The organism is Halosolutus gelatinilyticus (genome assembly GCF_023028105.1).
In the GTDB taxonomy this organism is placed as follows: Archaea; Halobacteriota; Halobacteria; order Halobacteriales; family Natrialbaceae; genus Halosolutus; species Halosolutus gelatinilyticus.
The window spans coordinates 927,389-945,886 of record NZ_CP095491.1 but is presented as its reverse complement, the minus strand read 5'-3'; the positions used below and the strand labels follow the sequence as shown (position 1 = coordinate 945,886).

19 protein-coding genes and 1 pseudogene are annotated in these 18,498 nt (G+C 66.4%); 11 read left to right on the top strand and 9 right to left on the bottom strand.

Annotation, left to right across the window (positions count from 1 at the left end; translation table 11 throughout):
* The first annotated feature begins 80 nt into the window (after nucleotides 1-80).
* Nucleotides 81-881, top strand: coding sequence for an SDR family oxidoreductase (locus MUH00_RS04795; RefSeq protein WP_247002626.1), 801 nt, complete (start codon nucleotides 81-83; stop codon nucleotides 879-881).
* A 259-nt stretch (nucleotides 882-1,140) separates the two neighbouring features.
* Here the strand turns inward: MUH00_RS04795 and MUH00_RS04790 are convergent, their stop codons facing one another.
* Nucleotides 1,141-2,196 (bottom strand): aldo/keto reductase, encoded by a 1,056-nt coding sequence (locus tag MUH00_RS04790; protein ID WP_247002625.1) that lies wholly within the window; start codon nucleotides 2,194-2,196, stop codon nucleotides 1,141-1,143.
* Between the two features lie 148 nt (nucleotides 2,197-2,344).
* On the opposite strand from MUH00_RS04790, the gene MUH00_RS04785 reads away from it, so the two are divergent.
* The 4 genes from MUH00_RS04785 (at nucleotide 2,345) to MUH00_RS04770 (ending at nucleotide 4,882) form a co-directional block, all read left to right on the top strand.
* Nucleotides 2,345-2,725 carry an SHOCT domain-containing protein gene (locus MUH00_RS04785; protein ID WP_247002624.1) on the top strand — a complete coding sequence of 127 codons (381 nt, stop codon included), beginning with the start codon at nucleotides 2,345-2,347 and terminating at the stop codon, nucleotides 2,723-2,725.
* A gap of 193 nt (nucleotides 2,726-2,918) precedes the next feature.
* On the top strand, nucleotides 2,919-3,830 hold the full coding sequence (locus MUH00_RS04780) for an acyltransferase (protein ID WP_247002623.1): 912 nt from the start codon (nucleotides 2,919-2,921) through the stop codon (nucleotides 3,828-3,830).
* Between the two features lie 214 nt (nucleotides 3,831-4,044).
* Nucleotides 4,045-4,374, top strand: a complete 330-nt coding sequence (locus tag MUH00_RS04775; RefSeq protein ID WP_247002622.1) for a DUF7577 domain-containing protein — start codon at nucleotides 4,045-4,047, stop codon at nucleotides 4,372-4,374.
* A gap of 193 nt (nucleotides 4,375-4,567) precedes the next feature.
* On the top strand, nucleotides 4,568-4,882 hold the full coding sequence (locus tag MUH00_RS04770; RefSeq protein ID WP_247002621.1) for a HalOD1 output domain-containing protein: 315 nt from the start codon (nucleotides 4,568-4,570) through the stop codon (nucleotides 4,880-4,882).
* 36 nt (nucleotides 4,883-4,918) lie between these two features.
* Here the strand turns inward: MUH00_RS04770 and MUH00_RS04765 are convergent, their stop codons facing one another.
* Nucleotides 4,919-5,662: a hypothetical protein gene (locus MUH00_RS04765; protein WP_247002620.1), complete on the bottom strand. Its 744-nt coding sequence runs from the start codon at nucleotides 5,660-5,662 to the stop codon at nucleotides 4,919-4,921.
* A gap of 274 nt (nucleotides 5,663-5,936) precedes the next feature.
* Here MUH00_RS04765 and MUH00_RS04760 point away from each other — a divergent pair, with 274 nt between their 5' ends.
* A complete protein-coding gene (locus tag MUH00_RS04760; protein ID WP_247002619.1) occupies nucleotides 5,937-6,182 on the top strand; it encodes a PRC-barrel domain containing protein in 246 nt (81 codons plus the stop codon).
* 96 nt (nucleotides 6,183-6,278) lie between these two features.
* Here the strand turns inward: MUH00_RS04760 and MUH00_RS04755 are convergent, their stop codons facing one another.
* Nucleotides 6,279-7,064 (bottom strand): helix-turn-helix transcriptional regulator, encoded by a 786-nt coding sequence (locus MUH00_RS04755; protein ID WP_247002618.1) that lies wholly within the window; start codon nucleotides 7,062-7,064, stop codon nucleotides 6,279-6,281.
* A 45-nt stretch (nucleotides 7,065-7,109) separates the two neighbouring features.
* Between MUH00_RS04755 and MUH00_RS04750 the strand changes: the two genes are divergently transcribed.
* Nucleotides 7,110-7,298: a hypothetical protein gene (locus tag MUH00_RS04750; protein ID WP_247002617.1), complete on the top strand. Its 189-nt coding sequence runs from the start codon at nucleotides 7,110-7,112 to the stop codon at nucleotides 7,296-7,298.
* A 151-nt stretch (nucleotides 7,299-7,449) separates the two neighbouring features.
* Here MUH00_RS04750 and prf1 read toward each other — a convergent pair whose 3' ends face one another.
* The gene (gene prf1 / locus MUH00_RS04745) at nucleotides 7,450-8,709 is read right to left on the bottom strand and encodes a peptide chain release factor aRF-1 (protein WP_247002616.1); all 1,260 of its coding nucleotides are present in this window, start codon (nucleotides 8,707-8,709) and stop codon (nucleotides 7,450-7,452) included.
* Between the two features lie 148 nt (nucleotides 8,710-8,857).
* Between prf1 and minD the strand changes: the two genes are divergently transcribed.
* The 3 genes from minD to MUH00_RS04730 all read left to right on the top strand — a co-directional run bounded on the left by minD (nucleotide 8,858) and on the right by MUH00_RS04730 (nucleotide 11,910).
* The gene (minD, locus tag MUH00_RS04740) at nucleotides 8,858-9,748 is read left to right on the top strand and encodes a MinD/ParA family ATP-binding protein (protein WP_247002615.1); all 891 of its coding nucleotides are present in this window, start codon (nucleotides 8,858-8,860) and stop codon (nucleotides 9,746-9,748) included.
* A 332-nt stretch (nucleotides 9,749-10,080) separates the two neighbouring features.
* The gene (locus MUH00_RS04735) at nucleotides 10,081-10,644 is read left to right on the top strand and encodes a DUF8159 domain-containing protein (protein WP_247002614.1); all 564 of its coding nucleotides are present in this window, start codon (nucleotides 10,081-10,083) and stop codon (nucleotides 10,642-10,644) included.
* Nucleotides 10,645-11,253: 609 nt separating this feature from the next.
* Nucleotides 11,254-11,910, top strand: a complete 657-nt coding sequence (locus MUH00_RS04730; RefSeq protein ID WP_247002613.1) for a DUF8159 domain-containing protein — start codon at nucleotides 11,254-11,256, stop codon at nucleotides 11,908-11,910.
* Nucleotides 11,911-12,002: 92 nt separating this feature from the next.
* Here the strand turns inward: MUH00_RS04730 and argS are convergent, their stop codons facing one another.
* From argS to MUH00_RS04705, 5 genes are all read right to left on the bottom strand, one after another.
* Nucleotides 12,003-13,844, bottom strand: coding sequence for an arginine--tRNA ligase (argS, locus tag MUH00_RS04725; protein WP_247002612.1), 1,842 nt, complete (start codon nucleotides 13,842-13,844; stop codon nucleotides 12,003-12,005).
* A 58-nt stretch (nucleotides 13,845-13,902) separates the two neighbouring features.
* The gene (locus MUH00_RS04720) at nucleotides 13,903-14,787 is read right to left on the bottom strand and encodes a DUF5518 domain-containing protein (RefSeq protein WP_247002611.1); all 885 of its coding nucleotides are present in this window, start codon (nucleotides 14,785-14,787) and stop codon (nucleotides 13,903-13,905) included.
* Nucleotides 14,788-14,910: 123 nt separating this feature from the next.
* Nucleotides 14,911-15,585, bottom strand: a complete 675-nt coding sequence (udk, locus tag MUH00_RS04715) for a uridine kinase (protein WP_247002610.1) — start codon at nucleotides 15,583-15,585, stop codon at nucleotides 14,911-14,913.
* Nucleotides 15,586-15,647: 62 nt separating this feature from the next.
* Complete coding sequence (locus MUH00_RS04710; RefSeq protein WP_247002609.1) at nucleotides 15,648-16,784, bottom strand: pyridoxal-phosphate dependent enzyme; 1,137 nt, start codon at nucleotides 16,782-16,784, stop codon at nucleotides 15,648-15,650.
* A gap of 1 nt (nucleotide 16,785) precedes the next feature.
* Nucleotides 16,786-17,745: a succinylglutamate desuccinylase/aspartoacylase family protein gene (locus MUH00_RS04705; RefSeq protein WP_247002608.1), complete on the bottom strand. Its 960-nt coding sequence runs from the start codon at nucleotides 17,743-17,745 to the stop codon at nucleotides 16,786-16,788.
* A gap of 224 nt (nucleotides 17,746-17,969) precedes the next feature.
* Between MUH00_RS04705 and MUH00_RS04700 the strand changes: the two are divergent.
* Nucleotides 17,970-18,342: pseudogene (locus MUH00_RS04700) on the top strand (MFS transporter); the annotation flags it as partial.
* Between the last annotated feature and the right edge of the window lie 156 nt (nucleotides 18,343-18,498).

Genomic DNA, 18,498 nt, shown 5'->3' with positions numbered 1-18,498 from the left:
GTCAGTCGAGGGCGATACTATAAACCCCACGGACGGATCCGGCAGCGCGTATTCGGCGATCCGATCACAACTGCCCCGTGATGAACGGAACGCACCGAACGCTGCTTACGGGCGCAACCGGAACGCTCGGGCGGGCGCTTCGATCCCGGTTGCGCGAGGCAGGACACGAGGTTCGCGCGGCGAGTCGATCGCCGCCCACCGCTGGTGGCGCCGCCGACCGCAGCGACGCCGCCGACGTCGACTGGGTCGAACTCGATCTGCTCGACGGGACCGGACTCCGATCGGCCGTCGAAGGCGTCGACGTCGTCGTTCACGCGGCGTCCGCTCCTCGCGGCGACAGCGAGGCGGTCGACATTCGCGGAACCGAACGGCTCCTCGACGCGGCCGCCGAGGCCGACGTCTCGAACGTCGTCTACGTCTCGATCGTCGGCGTGGACGAGATCCCGCTCTCGTACTACGAGCACAAACTGGCCGCCGAGCGATCCGTCGAGGGGAGCGCGGTCCCGTCGACGATCGTCCGCGCGACGCAGTTTCACCCGTTCGTCTTCGACCTGCTCGAGGCGGTCTCGCGCCTGCCGATCTGGCCGCTCCCGACCGAGTTTCGGCTGCAACCGATCGACGTGGGCGAGGCCGCGGACGCGATCGTCGAGCGCGCGACACCCGAACCAGGGGGGCGGGTCCCCGACGTCGGCGGTCCAGCGGCGCGAACCGTGGGGGATCTCGCGCGTGCTTACCGCGACGCGACGGGGTCGAGACGGCCGATCGTCCGCCTCCCGCTCCCCGGATCGACCGCCGCCGCGTTCCGATCGGGGGCCGCGCTCTGTCCCGATCGGACCGTCGGCTCGGTGACGTGGGAGGAGTGGCTGACGGCCGGCGAATAGGAATCGCCGCTCCGCCGATTCCAGTGACGTGAACGCGAGCGGCGGCCCCGGTCGCCGGAGGTTCGCGATTCCGCTCCTCTCCTTGCTCCTGCTCGCACACCTGGCGATCCCGATCGTCACCGGGACGGGCGCCGCCGTGCTCGCGCGGCTCGGTCAGGTATCGGGTCTGGTCGCGATCGTGCGCTCCGGATCCCGCAATAAGCGCCGATCGTCGAGAAGGGGCGAACCGCAGCGGCCGGAGAATCGATCGCCCAAAGACTCAGTCCGCGGCGAGTTTGTCCAGGCCGGCGGACTCGATATCCGTGCCGCCGACCGACGATCGCAGCGAGTCCATCCCGTCGTCGCGGTCGATGTCGAAGTTCGTCTCGTACAGCTCTTCCACGCGAGTTAGTTCCTCGTCGGAGAGTTTGGGCACGTCGCTGGCGGCCGCCCACTCGTCGATATCGTCCGCGGTGCGGAACGTCGGCGTTACGGTCGCGACCGGCTCGTGCGAGAGCAACCACGCGATCGAGGCCTGGCCCATCGTTCGCTCGCCGTCCCGCTCTAAGAACCGCAGTTTCTCGAGTTTCTCCCAGCCGGTCTCGTACCACTCGTCGGGGCGGAACCCGCGGTGGTCGCCCGCGTCGAGTTCGGTTTCGGGCGTCACCTGCTCGTTCAGGATACCCGAGGAGTGTGGCACGCGGGGGATGAGGCTGGTCTGCGATCCCGTCCCGTCGATCGTCTCCAGGAAGTGGTTGCCGACCTCCTGTTCGAGCACGTTCCAGACGAGTTGCAGGGAGTCGAACTCCTCTTCGATCGCCAGGTCGCCCTCGGCGAGCCAGCCGATCGACGGCCCGAGCGCGAGCCCGCGCGCGCGGATCATCCCTTCCTCTTCGAGTTCGTCGAGCACCTCGAGCACGTCGGGGGTGATTTCTTCGACGTTCGCGTTGTGAAGTTGGAGGACGTCGATCGTCTCCACGCCGAGGCGATCGCGGCTCCCCTCGACGGCGTCCCGGACGTAGTCGGGTTCGATCTCCTTCGGGAGTTCGCCGTGGCCGGCCTGCGGGTTGTTGTAGAAGTCGTAGCCGACCTTGGTCGCGATCGTGACCTCATCGCGTCGGTCCGCGAGGGCTCGGCCGATCAACTCCTCGCTGCGGCCGTGGCCGTAGACGTCGCCCGTGTCGAAGTAGGTGATCCCGCGATCGAGGGCGTGGTGGATCATCTCGATCGCGTCGTCCTCGCTCCGATCTCCCCACCAGTCGGTGCCGACGACCCAGGCGCCGAAGCCGATCTCGCTGACCTCGACGTCGGAATCGCCGAGTTGCTGGTAGTGCATGCTCAAGGGTTCGTATTGAGGGGACTTATTGCGTGCGGAACTCGGCCTTGGCGGATCGGCGCTTCGTTTGGAACCGCGGATCCCTCGAGTACCCCGAGTATCGATCCTATCGCGAAATATTTTGGTCCCGTGCCACGGAAGACGTGACATGAGACATAACGATCCGGTCGGGTTGACCACTGCGCTCGTAGCAGTCCTGACGCTGCCGCTCGGCCTCCTCACCGGACTGTTCGTGAGTCTGCAGGCGGCGGTCGCCGTATTCGTCGTCGGGTGGCTGTTACTCGTCCCGTTGCTACCCATCGTCGGCAACGAAATCCTGGGGATCGACGAGCCGGAATTAGCGTTCTCCGAACCTGCCGATTCGCTCGACCGACTGAAACAACAGTACGTCGACGGGGAACTCGACGAAGACGAGTTCGACCGAAAGGTCGCCCGATTGGTCGATCCGACACCGGGACCCGAACGAGGGGGACGCGCCCGATCCGATGACGAGATCGACTCCGACATCACGGAGAGGGCGCTCGAGTAAGCGTTCTCGAGCGATTTCCCGGAGAGAACCCGTCCGCCGAACGAAGCGAGGACGCGATTTTGACGCCACCTCAAGGCTATCTGCAACGTACGTTACACGGTACCCCTTGCGGAGGAATGCGGACGTGAGTGACGACCGACAAACTGAACGCACAACCGAACCACTATCAATGCCGGCAGTAATACCTCGGGATATGACAAAGCGGTACGTCTCGCTTCCCGCCGAAGCGGAAGCAGGCATGCGCGAGTTCATCGACGAGGTCGACGAGCGACTCTCCGGCGACGAGGACACTTGTTCCGTCGTCGAGGACGTTCTGATCGACCTCTCCGGCGACCGGGAGGCGTACGAGCGGTGGCGGGCGGGCGAGCAGGTCTCCCCCGCAGAGCAGGTTCGCCTCCAGAGTTACGACCCCTGCAACACCACCCTCGAAAGCGAGTACTACGCCGAGAAGGACGAGGATCGATTCCGCCGATCGAAGCACCTCCAGTGGCTCTGGCGGCAGTTCGACAGCCTGCCGATCGCGGACAACGTCGAGTTCGCCCTCCGATTCCGCCGGATGCTCGCGGGCCACCTCTTCGAGGAGTGCGGCAAGGGCTGCCGGTTCTTCAAGGGAATCACCTTCACGTACGGCCACAACATCTCCGTCGGCGATAACACGATCATTCACGACGACGTCCACCTGGACGACCGCGGGAAACTGACCATCGGTAACCGGGTTTCGATCTCCGACGGCGTCCACATCTACAGCCACGATCACGACGTCGTCGATCAGACCGAGGTCCGCAACTACCACACGATCGTCGAGGACGACGTCCGACTCACCTACGACTCGATGGTCCGCGCGGGCAACAGGGTCGGCGAGAACGCGATCGTCGGCGCGCGCGGAGTCGTCCAACACGACATCCCCGCCCACCACATCGCCGTCGGAATGCCCGCCAAGAGCGCCAAGATCAAACCCGGCTGGGAGGGCGTCGCGACGCCCGTCGACGAGGCCGGCGTCAACCGCCAGGAAGAGCGCCGAATCGAGTACGAACTCCCGGCCGAGTTCGAGGCGTTCGACGAGTTCGAGCGCGATCTGGAACCCCCTCACCGGCGCACCGATTAGTCCGCCGCTCGTCCCGCCGACTCGATCGGCGACCGACCCCGTCCACCGGTGAATCGATCGTCCGCCTCCGCGTCCGGGTAGCTGGCTGCGGTCTCTGTCCCCCTGCTATCGTTACGCGTCCATCTCCGGTTCCGTCGACCGATACGCCGCCGTGACTGTCACCGAGCGATGAGACAGTGAATATCCAAGTGCGTTGAGAACGTATCGCACGGTGATGGAGCTCTGGGGTTGGCTCATCGGATACGTGGTGCTGTTCGCCCTGCTTCACGTGGTACTCTACTACGTGTACGTCCGTCGCGAGGACGGCGAAAGCCCGAGTCCGCCGTCGTTCGCCGATCCCGACCGCGCGAGTTCGTACTCCTCGCCCGGCCCCGATCGGTATCCCCGCGCGACCGACGACGCTCGCGACGTCGAACCCGAGGGTCGGGCGAGCGCCCTCGAACTCGAGGGCGAAACGATCCGCTGCCCACACTGCGGCGTTCGGAACGCGGCCGACCAGACGTTCACCTACTGCTGGAACTGCGTCTCGGCGCTCCGACAGTAACGCGGCCCGCGATCGGCCGCGGCGATCCGTCCGGGCGTCGATCGCGTTTCGCCGACCGCGATGCGATCGGGCGGCGATCGAGACGGTTCCGATTTCCGAACCGAAGGGGCGGGCTAACGCGACGTTCTGGCAAGTAATCGATGATTACGCTTTTGGTCTCCAAGCGCCGAGTGGTCGAGGAAGACGAACAGGTATGTACGACTCCACTCCCCCCGCATCGCGGTCTCGCTCTCCACCCGTGTATCGCGCCGTTCACGATCCCGAGGGGCCCGCGACGCTGAGTACGACTATCATCCACGCGCTGGCCGACTGCACGGGCGTCGACGTGACGGACAGCCGTATCTCGCTGTACGATACCGTCGATCCCGACGCGCTCGACGGGCTCTTTCGTCCCCGATACGACGGCACGCCTCGCGCCGGAGGCACCCTCTCGTTCGTGATCGACGGCCACTACGTCACGGTCAGCGGCGACGGCGAAATCCTGATCGAACCGCCCGCTCGCCGGTGAGCGTTCGGTTCGCGATCTCGTTCCGGTAGTCGCAGGTTAGTCGGCCAGCGCCGTCGCGAGCGCCTCCAGGTGATCGACGCCGACGACCGCGACGACGTCGCCGGTCGAGCGCGCCGATTCGAGGCGGTCGACCATGCAGCGTTCGCGCGTTTTGTCCCGGTAGGCCAGCGCGCTCCTGTCGGTGTCGACGCTCCGGAGCAGCGCCTGGACGCCGGCGACGTGGGACCGCTCGTGGGCCGCTTGCTCGGCCGGCGGATCGGCGCGCGTACAGCCGTACTCGATCGGATCGTCGCAGGCGATGGTCATCGAGGTCGCGTGCGTGAGGGTCGCCGCGATGCGACAGGTCAGCGCCGACCGCGTGGCGCCGCCGACGCTCGAGATGACTCGCCGTGCGGTCGACGGAGAGACGCGATCGGCGACCAGTCGGGCGACGAGCCGTCGAAGGAACGACCAGTTTGGCGCGTCAATACCGACGACATCGGCGTCGGGCGCCGCGCGGATCGCGGCGCTCATCTCGCCACCGAAGCGGGGCGGGCCGGCGTCACCACCGTCCGCGTAGGCGCGGTACAGCGGCAGCGCGGCGGCGGGTAACTCGAGCGCGAGCACGTCCGGGTCGATCGTTTCGAGGACGCGCTCGACGCGGGCGATACTGGCGGGGTGGTCGTGGACGACGCCGAGGAGGTGGACGTCGCGGTCGGCGTGTCCGGGGACGCACCGATAGAATCGGGGCGTAACGCGCGGATCGTCGATCGACGCGGGGACGGCGGCGGACTCGGCCATTGATCGAGGTGTAATACGCGACTACCGTCATAACCCTTCTGTTGTGTCGTCGCAGGGTCGGATTGTCGTCACGTCGGTCCGCCGTTTCCGGTCCCAATCGCAGATTAGCAAACGAACGCGCGGAAAGGGTATCCTGCCCGATGAAAACGATTTCGGCCGTTTATTGCGTCTACGTCCCTTCATTCGGCAGACCGGTCGCGACGGTTCGATCGCCGACCGGATGCGGACGTCTGCGCCGACTCGACCGATAGCCTCCCGCCGACCCGGGGATAGTATGACGCGAGAACGGATCACGAGAGCCGACGAAGGGAAACGAGTCCTGAACACCGACGGCACGGAGGTCGGGTTGCTCGTCGCGGTCGAAGAGGGGCGGGGCTACGTCGATCCCGATCCGGGTCTCGCGGATACAATCAAGGCGAAACTCGGCTGGGGAAGCGCATCTGAACGGGCGCATCCACTCGACGAGGGGAGCATCGAGGAGATCACCGACGACGCCGTCTACCTTCGGGGAACGCTCTGAGCGTCCGCGGCACGGGCTCGACGCTCCGCGGCGCGGACTGCGATCGCCACCCGCGCCCGGTGTGAGATCCGCCGATTGACGGTCAGCGGTCGGCGGTCATTCCGGCGGTGACAGCTTCTTCGCGGAGGTGCGGAACCGGCGGTACACGCCGGTGGCCCACTCGAGAGCGGCCTGCGAATCGTTCGTGAGAACCGCCTTGATATCCGTCTCCTGGATGGCGAACAGGAACACCTGCGAGCCGGTCGGTAACTCGAAGATCGTGAGTTCGTAGGGGAGCGAGTCGACGACGTAGAAGTCGACCGCGCCGGCGACGGCGAGGTCGTGTACCTGTTCGGGATACTCGGCCACGATGAACTCGGCGAGATCGTCGGTCATGAGCAGCTCCGCATCGAGGTCGCCGTTGACCGTCCGATCGTACAACCGCCGGCGGAGCTGTGGAATCCGCTCCGCCCCGGCGATCGCTCGCACCCGGTCGGCCCGATCGAGGTAGCAGGTGAGTTCCTGGAGGGGTTCGTTCGGCGCGTGCGACGGCGGCTCCGTCGCCTCGGAGCCCTCAAGCATGGCCGCCGACATCGGCGCATCGGGCGGCATGTGCCCCAGCAGGTGACTGCGCGTTTCGATCGATTCGAAGACGGCGGCGCTGCGGCGATGTTCCGCGAGCGCCAGCCGTCCCGCGGCGGTCAGCCGATAGGTGCCGTCCGTTCGGTCGACGAATTCGAGCCACTCGAGCTCGCGGACTGCCCGGTCGATCGTCGATCGGGAACAGTCGAGGTGGTCGACGAGGTCTCGCTTGTCGCGGGGCTGCTCCGCGAGGCTCGAGAGGAGCGGCTCTCTGCGGGCAACCGTCTCGAGGACGTCCAGTGTGGGACTTGGCGAAGACATCGACCCTATGCCAATACCAATTGCCGATCGAATAAAACTCCGCCGATGTCGAGACAGATCGCCGAGAGGTTCCGAACGGCCGGCCCCAGACGCGATCTCGTCGGCCGCGGCCACACCCTGTCGGACGGGAACCCGTTCGGCGCGAAATCGGCCGAATTGGAACGGTGCGAAGCGGTGTGGATCGGAACGGTGCAGCTCGTCGTGACGCCGATCGATATCGTTCCGGTCGGCTGACGTAGCCTCCCGTGTTCGCGACGTGTGAGTTCCGGATTCGCGACGATTTCGCTTCCGGACTCGTGAGGACGATCGTCGCAGGGTGGATCGAGCGGTATGAAGGTGGCTCGGTCGCGCGATTGCGTCCCCGGGACGAGCGCGTGGCGTCGGTTTAGACGCCGGTACTGTACCGCAGAATGCCCGCAAATCCGCCGAACGCGTTGTACAGTTGTTCGCCCTTCTCGAAGTCGGTCGAAATGAACTTGGTTTCCGTGCCCCGCTGTTCGGCGATTTCGATGAGGTGATCGATCGCGTCCTCGCGATCCTCCTCGGTGGCCTCGACCGTCGTGCCGCATTCGGTGCAGTCGTGGGCCGGCGTCGACTTCCGCCGATCGATCACCTCGCGATCGGTGTTGCCGCACTCCGGACAGTCGTAGGTGACGACGTCCCGCCGAAGGTCCTCGCTGATAAGGAGCCGATCGACCGCGCCCATCACGAGGTTCCGTCGGGTCTGCTCGAAGCCGTAGGTGGCGAGGTCGCCGGCGTTGAGTTCCTCGAAGAACTCCTCCATCACCTTCTTGTCCTTCATCACCTCGGCGTCGGCCAGCGCGTCTTCGGCGTTGTCGACGAGGTCTTTCAGGCCGGACTCGTCGGTGTAGGCGACGTCGAACTTGCCGAGGACTTTATCCTGGATTTCGTGGTGGAGGTAGTCGCCGTCGAGGAACTCGTCTTTGGTGGGCGAGGGACCGCCGACGAGAACGCCGTCGAGTTCGTGGCGCTTCGGGACGAACAGGTCGTTGGCCATCCCCGCGACCTCCTGGTAGAAGTTGTCGATCGCTTCGAGCCGCAGGCGGGCGAACCGCTGGGCCGACTGTCCACCCTTGCGCTGCTTGCCGGGGACGAGCGAGGAGGCTGACTTGACGGGTTCGATGCGTTTGCCCTTCAGCCAGCCGACGTTGGCCTCGCGCCGGTCGAGGACGATCAGGCCGTACAGCCCCTTGTCCGCCAGCATCTCCTCTAAGGGTTCGGTGAGGAAATCCGAATCGCAGTGGTAGCGAAACGACTCGACCGGCTGGGGCGGACTCTCGAGTACCTGCGTCACCATCTCGGTCTGGCCGCCGCCCGAGTCGACGGCGCCGGAAAACAGCACGATCCCGTTTTCCGGCGGATAGGTGTCGTAGTATCGAAGTCGATCTTTGATGCTCGTCAGCGCGTCTTGGACGGCCGTCCGGGTCTGTTTGGACTTGATGTTGGCGGCTTCGCTGTGTTCCTGCGTGACGTGTTGAACGACGTCGCTGATCTGGCGATCGTCGGGAACGTAGATCGAGACTAGCTGCGTACCGGAGCCCTCGTACTGCTTGAGGTCCTCGATGACCTTCCGGAACTCGTATTTTTTCCGGTCGGATTGCTCCTGCTCGCCCTCCTGGCTCATTGGCCGTACAAAACAGTGCTGCGGGTAAGTATCCTTTGACACACCGTGTAGCGTGCCACCGCGAGCCGATCGCCGGGGGCCGTTTCCCCCGCGAGGTGTGGTTACGATTTAAGGTGTTGCCGTTCCACAGTCCGGACAGTACTCCAGTATGTCTCAAGAGACGGTCTACGCTATCGCCAGCGGAAAAGGCGGCGTCGGGAAAACGACGACGACGGTGAATCTCGGGACGGCGCTCGCACAGGCGGGCGAGCGGGTTGCGCTCGTGGATGCCGATCTCGGCATGGCGAATCTCGCCGGGTTCGTCAGCCTGCGCCCCGATTCGACGACGCTCCACGATGTGCTGGCCGGCGACGCGTCGATCGACGACGCGACGTACCAGCTAACGGACAACATCGTCGCGGTCCCGAGCGGGACGGACCTCGACGCGTACGCCGACACGTCCCCCGAAGGACTCCGGGACGTCGTCGCCGAACTTCGATCGACCTACGACTACGTGATCCTCGACGTCGGTGCCGGCGTCAGTCACGAAACCGTTCTCCCGCTTGGCCTCGCCGACGCCGTCGTTCTCGTCTCGACACCGGAGCCCGCGGCGGTCCACGACGCCAAGAAGACCCTCGAACTGACCGGCCGCGCCGGCGGCGAGGTCGCCGGCCTCGTCGTCACCCGGACGCGACCGGACACGGACGTCTCCTACGAGGAACTCGCTGCGCGGCTCGACCTTCAGCTGTTGGGAACGATCCCCGAGGACCCGGCGGCTCGCGAGAGCGTCTACGCCGGGACGCCGCTCGTCGTCCACGACCCCGACGGCCCCGCCGCCCTCGCGTACCGGCGCCTCGCAGGCGACGTAGCCGGAATCGAGGCTCCCGGCCGGCCGCCGACGGCGCGGAATCCCGCGCCGTCGGCCACCGAGTCCCAGTCGGACCGATCGACGGCTCGTACCGACGACCGCCCAACGGATCGATCGGCCGACGAGGGGAAGCGGGAAGCCGCACACGACGACGTGTCCAGCGCGATCACGGAAGCCGAGACCGATCACTGATCGAGGCGACGGCTGCTCTCGAAAGCGGTACCTGATCCCCGGTTGAAACGTCTATTGTCAACCCCTACCGTTCCCATAGGTGCGGCCTGGAGACGCCGAGTCGTGTGATCTACCCGACGTTCGTTCGAACGGGGTGACTACCGTCGTATCGAGACGATCAGGGTCGTTGACAGCGGGTCCGATCGATCCTGTCAGTCCAAACGCCGAATACGCGGGGTATGAGAGATGTTACCGGTGTTCCGGGTAACGGGACAGTAGGGTGGTCGGGAGGGTCACGGGTGGGGACTGGTACGAACTCATTACTAATCACACCGTCTAGGGATGTCTGGACCATGGAGCGACGAAAACTCCTCCTTGGCTCCGGAGCCGCCCTCGCAACCGTACTCGCCGGCTGTTCCAGTTCCGACACCGGCGACGATGACCCCAACAACGCGGATGACGGGTCCAACTCGGACGCCGACGGCACTGACTCCGGTCAGAATGGCGACGACGGCAGTGATGGTGACAGCAACGACGGTACCGACTCCAACAAGGGCGCCGATTTCGATGACGTTCCCGGCTTCGACTCCGGCGACCTCTCGATGAAAAGCGATCTGGTGAGCGTCGACAGCGTCAAGCGCGACGGCGACGAAGTCCACGTCACCGCGACGACGAAGACGACTGATACTGAGAAACTCCGCAACGAGCTCGACTCGCTCGGGCACGACATGGATAAGGTGACCTACGATCTGGATCGGTTCAAAGCCGAGATCAAGGTCGTCCGCTTCTCGGTCGTCGATACCGACGGCAATCACGTGGTCTCGTTCTCCGTCTACACGAAGTGGATCGTCAAGTACGCGAACGGCCAGCTGACGGACGACGAGTTCTACGATCTGGTTCAGGCGACGGCGAAGTAATCGGCCGTCGCGATCGCGCCTTCTCCTTCGATCGCGTCCGTCTCGGAAGAGCGGCTACGCCGTTCGCGGCGCCCGATCGCCGACGGCATCGGACGCGTTCGCCGCGATGCAGACCGACGCCGCCTGGCTCGAGGCGTGGTTCGGCCGCCAATCGGGCCCGAAGGCTTTCACGGCGGCCTCGCACCGCTCCTTCTGACGATCAAGGATGACGAGAGGTGGAGGATCAGTGGAGACGTCGATGGCGGCGGCTCGGCGCCCGCCCATCGCAGCGGGTCAACGACGGAACCGACGTTGACGGTCTTGTCGCCGCGCATCGAATTCGAACCGGCGGTCGCCGGACCCTCCCGCTCCGAAACGCGAGTTCTGGCGCCGCCGACTCGCAGCCATCGGTTCGCCGTTCGGCCGAACGGGGCGGCTACCGGGTCCGCGAGACGGTCGGTCGTCCCGATCGATTCGGAGCGGGATCTCGATCGGTCGCACGTCGAACCGTCCGTTTCGAGGCCTCACAGCGCGGTTGCGCGCGTCGGAACGGTACGTCGCTCGGGAAATTTTCGGCGTGGAACCGGTACGAACCGGTTACTAATCAGTTCGTCGAGGGACGGCCCGGCCATGGACCGACGAACGCTCTTGGCGAGCAGCGGTGTCGCCCTCGCAGCCGCGCTGGCCGGCTGTTCCAGTTCCGACACCGACGATCCTCTCGACGACGAGTCCGAAGACGCCGACGGGACCGATTCGGACGCTGACGGAGACGCTTCCGCCCAGGATGGCGACGGGAGCGACGGTAATGGCACGGACCGGAACGGCGATACCGAGGACGGCGACGGCTCCGCACAGGAGGGAGAGACGGAGTCCGAAGAGGCCGACGATACCGGAAACAGCGACAGCGGCGGCGACGACGCCGATGCCCTCGATCGGAACGGCATTCCCGGATTCGATGCCGACGCCTTTACGATCGGGAGCGATCGGGTGACCGTCGATCGAGTCGAGCGCGACGGATCGACGGTCCGCGTCGACGCGACAACGACGACGACCGATCGGGTGGAACTCTACGACGAACTCGGATCGCTCGGGTCGGATCTGGAGGCGGCGGTGACCGACCCGGAGCGGTTCGAGGGGGCGATCGACCGGGTCGAATTCACACTCGTCGACGGCGACGGCGACCGCGTGGGTTCGTTCCACGCCCGCTCTCGGTGGATCGTCGGGTACGTAACCGGACGACTCACGGAGGACGAGTTCTACGACCGGGTCGTCGGGACGGCCGGATAGTCGCGACCGAATTCCCGGGGTCGATCGACGCGCCCGGGTCGGATCGCTCTCGCTTCCCTCCGTTCCCTGTGCGTCTTCCGCGCCGGAGGAAGCTACATCGAGCGTGGCGCCTCGACGCCGAGAATGCCGAGGGCGTTCGCGACGGTGTGTTTCGACGCCGCCACCAGCGCGAGGCGCGCGTCCCGGACCTCGGGATCGACGTCGTCGGCGAGCACCGGACACTCGCGGTAGAAGGCGTTGAACCGATCGGCGAACTCGCGCGTGTAGGTCGCGATCGCGTGCGGTTCGAGATCGCCCGCGGCCTCGTCGACGACCGCCGGGAACCGGGCGATCGTCTCGAGTAGGTTCCGCTCTGCGGCCGTCGCGAGCAGGTCGGCGTCGGCCGCCGACTCGAGGTCGAGGTCCTGATCCGCGAGGCCGCGATCGGGGTCGAAGCCGGCTGCTCGCGGGCTCTGCCCGCTCGCATTTTCCGCGGCGCTTCGCGCCGCGCTCTCCTCCAGGATGCCACAGCAGCGTGCGTGGACGTACTGGACGTACGGCGCGGACTGCGCTTCGAAGTCGAGCGCCTGATCCCACTCGAAGGTGATCGCCTTCGTCGGCTGCTTCGAGACGATGTCGTAGCGGACCGCGCCGATGCCGACCTGGTGGGCGATGCGCTCGATGTCCTCGTCGTCCAGGTCGTCGTCGCGGATGCGATCGTCGAGGCGGTCCTCGACCTCCTGGCGGGCGCGCTCGATCGCCTCGTCGAGCAGGTCGTCCAGGTCGACGCCCGTGCCGCGACGGGTGGACATTTTCCCCTCGGGCAGGTTGACGTACGAGTAGAGAACCTGGCGGAGCTGACCAGTATCGTTGCCCAGCAGTTCGAGCGTCGTCCGGAGCTGGTTCGCCTGAAGCTTGTGGTCCTCGCCGAGCACCGTCACCGCGCGATCGTAGTTGTCGAACTTCCACTCGTGGTGGGCGAGATCGCGAGTCGGGTACAGCGAGGTGCCGTCGGCGCGCAGGAAGACGAGGTTCTTGTCGATGCCGTACGCGTCGAGGTCGAGTTGCCACGCGTCGTCCTCGTAGACGGCCTCGTCTAAGTCCTGGAGGCGATCGACGAGATCGTCCGTCGAACCGTCGAACATGAACCTCGTCTCCTTGACGAACTCGTCGAACTCGGCGGGGAGGCGTTCGAGACACGCGTTCATCCCCGAGAGAACCTGATCGACGACCTCGCTGACGCGCTCATAGGTCTCCTCGTCGCCCTTCTCTAAGCCCTGCATGATCGCCTCGATCTCGGCTTCGGCTTCGGCGACTGCCTCCTCGCTGGCCTCGTCGAGGAAGGCGTTGCCCTTCCGGTAGTAGCGCACGAGGTCGTACTCGATCCGATCGCGCTCCGGGTCGCTCTCCAGATCCTCCTCGTCGAACGTCTCGTAGGCCCAGGTGAAGGTCGCGATCTGGCGACCCGCGTCGTTGACGTAGTAGTGACGGGAAACGTCGTAGCCGGCGTACTCGAGCAGGTTCGCCACCGCGTCGCCGATGATCGGATTCCGCGCGCGGCCGACGTGGACCGGCCCCGTCGGGTTCGCGCTCGTGTGCTCGACGACGACGGACTCCCGGCGATCGGGGAGCGCGCCGTACGTCTCGTCGGTCGCCGTCTCCAACGTTTCCGAGAAATAGGCGTCGCTCGGCAGGAAATTGAGGTACGGCCCCTGCGTCTGCACCGCGGAGACGTAGATCAGATCGTCCGCGTCGATGGCCTCTGCGATCTCTCCGGCGACCTGCGGCGGCGGGGCGCCGGCCTCGCTCGCGAGTCGGAAGGCGACGCTCGAGGCGAGCACGCTCTCGACGTCTTCGGGGGGTTCTTCGATCCCGAGATCGTCCGTGGGAAAGCCGCGATCGGCGAGTGCCGATTCGAGGGCGTCCTCGACCTCGGCGCGTAGGGCTATGAACATACCCGCTCGTATTCAGGGGCCGACTAAAGGAATGTCGGGTTTCGTCGGGAGGCCGCACTCACCGTCGTCGGATCGACAGCGCGGCCGAGTGCCGGCGTCTTCGAACGAGGTAGACGACGGCTGCGATCCAGAGCGCGACGACGAATCCGGCGATACCGTATCCGGACGGGTCCCGCGCACTCTGAAGTGAGGCGCCGGCGGCGGCGAGTACGTAGGCGCCGATCGGAACGCCGACGTACGCCCACGCGTTCGGGATCCAGCCGTCCCGGCCTCGAGGCGCGGTTACCTCGATGAACAGTCCGACGAGCGCGACGATCGCGAGCGGCCCCAGTACCGCGAGTCCGAGCAATCCGAAGGCGAATCCGACGCCGTCGTCGGGCAGCCCCAGAACGATCGCGCCCACGCACGCCGGAGCGGCGAGCGCGTACGCGGCGACGACCAGCCACCACCGCGAATCGGCGACGGGCCGGTCGATGTCGTCTCGAGCGTCGACTGCGCGCCGATCGCGATCGAGCCGCGGCAGCACCCAGTCGGCGAACACCGCGCCGGCCGTCACGACGAAAACGGAGAGGACGGCGCCGATGGCGATCGAGCCGACCGTCGAGACGACGGCGAGCGCGGCCAGTTCCGACGATTCCGATCGGACCGTGGCGACCGCGTTCGCAGCGTAGACGAGCCCCGGTCCGATCGCGGCGACGAGCCCGGCCCACACCCCTGCGCGGCGCGTGTCGACCGCTCGACGCCGGTAGCGGAAGCCGACGAGCAGCCCGGCCAGCAGCAGCGGGAGGGACGAAATCCGCCCGCCGACGGTGACGACGGCGTCGTCGGCGCTCGGCTGCCAGGAGAGGCCGACGGTGAACGGAACCGACGCGAGGCCGACGAGGATCGCGAACCGCACCGACTCGTCGGTTAACTCGCCGGGGAGGGCTCGAAGCGGGACCATGCGGGATAGTCAGTTTGTTTCGCGTGCAAAACCATCAATATGTCTATTCTCCCACAGAATCGGGCCTCGGTCGCGACGAGGCGTTCGATCCCGGCGGTTCGCGATCGGGCCCGGCCGTCGGTCTCACTCCACCGGCGGCCCGTCGATCGAGAGTTCGAGTTCGGGGTCGGTGCGGCCCGCGCCCTCGGAGAGTTCGGCCAGCACCTTCTCGGTGAGGAGGTCGATCGCCATCCGGTTGGCGCCCTCCGGAATGATCACGTCGGCGTGTTTCTTCGTCGGCGCGACGAACCGCTCGTGCATCGGTTTGACCGTCCCGAGGTACTGTTCGATGACGCCCTCGAGGTCGCGCCCGCGATCGATGACGTCGCGCTCGATCCGCCGGAGGATGCGGACGTCCGCGTCGGTCATCACGTACACCCGCAGATCGAGCATCTCGCGGATCGCCTCGTCGTGGAGGGCGAGGATTCCCTCGAGGACGATCACGTCCGACGGTTCGACGGTGACGCGCTCGTCCTTCCGGTTGTGCACCTCGAAGTCGTACCGGGGCATCTCGATCGACTGGCCGGTCAGCAGCGCGTCGAGGTGCTCCCGAAGTAGTTCCCACTCGAACGCGGACGGGTGATCGTAGTTAATCGCCTCCCGCTCATCCATCGTGAGGTGGGAGAGGTCCTCGTAGTAGTTGTCGATCGGAATCCGCGTGACGGCCTCGCCGACGGTTTCCGCGACCGTCCGTGCGACCGTCGTCTTCCCGGCGCCCGTGCCGCCGGCGATTCCGATGGCGAACGACGGTATACTCATCGTGGGTACCTGGCCCGGACCGCTAATGAATCTCCTGATCCCGCGTCGATCGTCGCGGGCTCTCAGAGGGTTTTCAGTCCGCTCCCGGTGAGCGGGACGACGACGTCGTCTTCGGACAGCACGTCCGCCTCGCGGTACCGCCGGAGCGCAGCAGGCGCGACCGCACAGGTCGGCTCGACGTAGAACCCGCCGCGGTGAAGCCGATCGAGCGCGGTCTCGATCGGGTCCGATCCGATCGCGATCGCGTCGCCGTTCGTCGCGTCGATCGCTTCCAGAATTTCGTCCTTGCGGGCGGGCGCGGAGATCTTGATCCCGTCGGCGATCGTCGTTCCGTTTCCGTCCTCGTCGGTGGTGTCGCCGCCGAGCGCGTCGACGATGGGCGCGTAGCCGGTCGCCTGCGCGCCGAGCAGCCGCGGCATCCCGTCGACGATGCCGGCCTCGTTCAACAGCGTGAACCCCCTGTACGCGCCGAGAAACAGCGTGCCGTGGCCGATCGGGAGGACGAGCGCGTCGGGGACGGCCCACCCGCGCTGGGCGGCCACTTCGAACGCGAAGGTCATCGTTCCGGCGTAGAAGGCTGGGTTCCAGGCGTGGCTGGCGTACCAGCCTTCGCCGGTCTGGCGCGGGACGTCGCCCGCCTCGCCGCCGTCGCCCTCGACCGCGTCGAGACAGGCCGCCGTGACGTCCTCCCGGGTTCCCTCGATCCGAACCGGTCGCGCGTCGGCCCGCTGGATCGTCATCAACTTCGACTGCTTGACGTCCGCCGGCACGTAGATGTCCGCCTCGATGCCCGCCCGCGCGGCGTACGTGGCGATCGCGGCCCCGGCGTTGCCCGAGGAGTCCTCGATGACCCGCTCGACGCCGAGTTCGACGGCCCGCGAGAGCGTCGTCGTCGCACCGCGATCCTTGAACGATCCCGTCGGGAAGACGTACTCGAGTTTGAAGTCGGCGCCCCAGTCGGGCGCCTCGACCAGCGGCGTAAAGCCCTCGTAGAAGGTGACGTGTTGCTCGATCGGAAGGAACTCGAAGAAGGTCCAGAGCCCCTCGCTGGTGTCGAGTCGCGAGAGCGGGAGCGGATCGCCCTCCGGCCGCGGACTCTCGGTGAACTCGAGGGCGTGACCGCAGGCGCAGCGCCACGGTTCGTCCGGGCCCGCTTCGTAGACCGCGCCGCAATCCGGACAGATGAGATCGGAGACCATGTTAGTACTGATCGATATCGGTGGCGACGGAACAGACGTACTCGCCAGTCGCGACCTGGGGGAGCCGGCGCGTTCGCCAGAGGATCCCGTCGCTGTCGGCCGTCACCGTGCGCTTGGGTTCGCCGAACGGGGTCGTCACCCGAAAGACGGTTTCGCCGGCGCTAACTCGCTTCCCGAGTTCGGGTTCGAACGTCACGAGGCCGCCGGCCGGCGCCCCGTACTGCTCGAATCCGCGCGCGCGGGTCTGGGTCTCGAACGGCGCCTCGCCGTCGAGAAAGCCGTAGTGTCTGAGCACGTTGAACACGCCGTCGACGCCCTTCCGAACGCTCTCTTCGTCCCAGCCGACGCTGCCGCCGAGCTCGGGATCGACGGTCGGCACGCCCTCGTCCGGCGCGGCGCGAGCGAGCTGTCCGTCCGGCCCCTTCTGGTCGAGGATGTAACCGCAGCCGAAGGCCTTCGCGAGTTCGAGACACTCGCTGTGGAGCCGGTGGCGGGTGCCACAGCGGACCCGAACCTCGTCGATCATCCGGCTGGTCGATCCCTGGTGGAGGTCGAGCACGAGATCGGCGCCCGTCGCGATATCGAACGTCGCCGCCGCGATCCGCTCGCTCGACGTGCCGTTCTCGTTGCCGGGGTACGCCCGGTTCATCTTCGTGTCGTCGATCGGGTTCCGGTGTTCGGCCACCTGGAACGCGTGGTAGTTGACGATCCCGACGATCAGGATCGTCCCGGCCAGTTCCGCGGGATCGAGTTGCGGGACGACGCGCTGGATAACGCCGACTCCGTTGAGTTCGTCACCGTCGCTCGCCGCCTGCACGTACAGCGTCTTCCCCGGATTCGCACCGTTGATCACGGCGACGGGCAGACCGAACGGGCTCCCGTCTCTGGTCTCGCCGACCTCGAGACGGCCCGTATCGATCTCGCCGGGCCCCGCGCTCGCCGTTCCGAGCGTCGTCGTCATGTACGCCACGTTGGACCCGCCGGTCTTTATTGATTCGGTATACTCTACGCCCTCGGGGAAACCCGGCGTCTCACCCGCCGATCGTCTCCTCTTCGACGATCGTCCTCGTTCGACGACCTCCGTCCGCCGAAGCCGCCAGTGTCACCGCCACTACCGGGCCGAACGGCAGTTCGAATCCGGCCGGGAAAGCAAGAACGAAGCCCGTCAGTCGCGAATCCGATCGTATGAGCCTCGAGCAGGACCGGCGGGGGAGGCGGACGTCGATCCCCTCGACGCGTTCCGCCAGTTCTTCGCCCTCGAGCGCGACGCCCTCGTGCTCTCGGCCGCGATGTTCGCGTTCAGTCTCGGCTTCCAGATGACCAGCCGGTACATGGCCGAGTACATGTCGGCGCTCGGGGCGACGGCGCTCGTCATCGGCCTGTTCGGCACGTTCGGGAATATCATCAGCGCGGTCTACCCGTATCCGGGCGGCGCGATCGTCGCATCGGCTCTCGCTACGCGCTGACACTCTTCGGACTGTGTTCGACGCTCGGCTTCGGCGTCTGGCTCGCCGCGCCGCTCGTCGCCGACGCGACGATCGGGCCGCTGACGATCGACTTCGGCTCGGTATCGATCGCCACCGTCATCGGGATCGTCGGCACGGGTTACTTCCTGCTGTTCGGCGAGGAGTTTGAGGCCTACCGGTGAGCGGATCGCGATCGATCGGCCGTCGGTTTCGAAGCCCCGCGAACGTGATCTCGGAACGCTACGTCC

Bases quoted from the DNA above. Each gene is read 5' to 3' on its own strand.
- MUH00_RS04770 (WP_247002621.1), top strand. From the start codon at position 4,568: ATGTACGACTCCACTCCCCCCGCATCGCGGTCTCGCTCTCCACCCGTG.
- MUH00_RS04710 (WP_247002609.1), bottom strand. From the start codon at position 16,784: ATGGTCTCCGATCTCATCTGTCCGGATTGCGGCGCGGTCTACGAAGCG.
- MUH00_RS04790 (WP_247002625.1), bottom strand. From the start codon at position 2,196: ATGCACTACCAGCAACTCGGCGATTCCGACGTCGAGGTCAGCGAGATC.
- minD (WP_247002615.1), top strand. From the start codon at position 8,858: ATGTCTCAAGAGACGGTCTACGCTATCGCCAGCGGAAAAGGCGGCGTC.
- MUH00_RS04775 (WP_247002622.1), top strand. From the start codon at position 4,045: ATGGAGCTCTGGGGTTGGCTCATCGGATACGTGGTGCTGTTCGCCCTG.
- udk (WP_247002610.1), bottom strand. From the start codon at position 15,585: ATGAGTATACCGTCGTTCGCCATCGGAATCGCCGGCGGCACGGGCGCC.
- MUH00_RS04705 (WP_247002608.1), bottom strand. From the start codon at position 17,745: ATGACGACGACGCTCGGAACGGCGAGCGCGGGGCCCGGCGAGATCGAT.
- MUH00_RS04735 (WP_247002614.1), top strand. From the start codon at position 10,081: ATGGAGCGACGAAAACTCCTCCTTGGCTCCGGAGCCGCCCTCGCAACC.
- MUH00_RS04780 (WP_247002623.1), top strand. From the start codon at position 2,919: ATGACAAAGCGGTACGTCTCGCTTCCCGCCGAAGCGGAAGCAGGCATG.
- MUH00_RS04785 (WP_247002624.1), top strand. From the start codon at position 2,345: ATGAGACATAACGATCCGGTCGGGTTGACCACTGCGCTCGTAGCAGTC.
- MUH00_RS04750 (WP_247002617.1), top strand. From the start codon at position 7,110: ATGTCGAGACAGATCGCCGAGAGGTTCCGAACGGCCGGCCCCAGACGC.
- MUH00_RS04720 (WP_247002611.1), bottom strand. From the start codon at position 14,787: ATGGTCCCGCTTCGAGCCCTCCCCGGCGAGTTAACCGACGAGTCGGTG.
- MUH00_RS04765 (WP_247002620.1), bottom strand. From the start codon at position 5,662: ATGGCCGAGTCCGCCGCCGTCCCCGCGTCGATCGACGATCCGCGCGTT.
- MUH00_RS04760 (WP_247002619.1), top strand. From the start codon at position 5,937: ATGACGCGAGAACGGATCACGAGAGCCGACGAAGGGAAACGAGTCCTG.
- prf1 (WP_247002616.1), bottom strand. From the start codon at position 8,709: ATGAGCCAGGAGGGCGAGCAGGAGCAATCCGACCGGAAAAAATACGAG.
- MUH00_RS04755 (WP_247002618.1), bottom strand. From the start codon at position 7,064: ATGTCTTCGCCAAGTCCCACACTGGACGTCCTCGAGACGGTTGCCCGC.
- MUH00_RS04730 (WP_247002613.1), top strand. From the start codon at position 11,254: ATGGACCGACGAACGCTCTTGGCGAGCAGCGGTGTCGCCCTCGCAGCC.
- argS (WP_247002612.1), bottom strand. From the start codon at position 13,844: ATGTTCATAGCCCTACGCGCCGAGGTCGAGGACGCCCTCGAATCGGCA.
- MUH00_RS04795 (WP_247002626.1), top strand. From the start codon at position 81: ATGAACGGAACGCACCGAACGCTGCTTACGGGCGCAACCGGAACGCTC.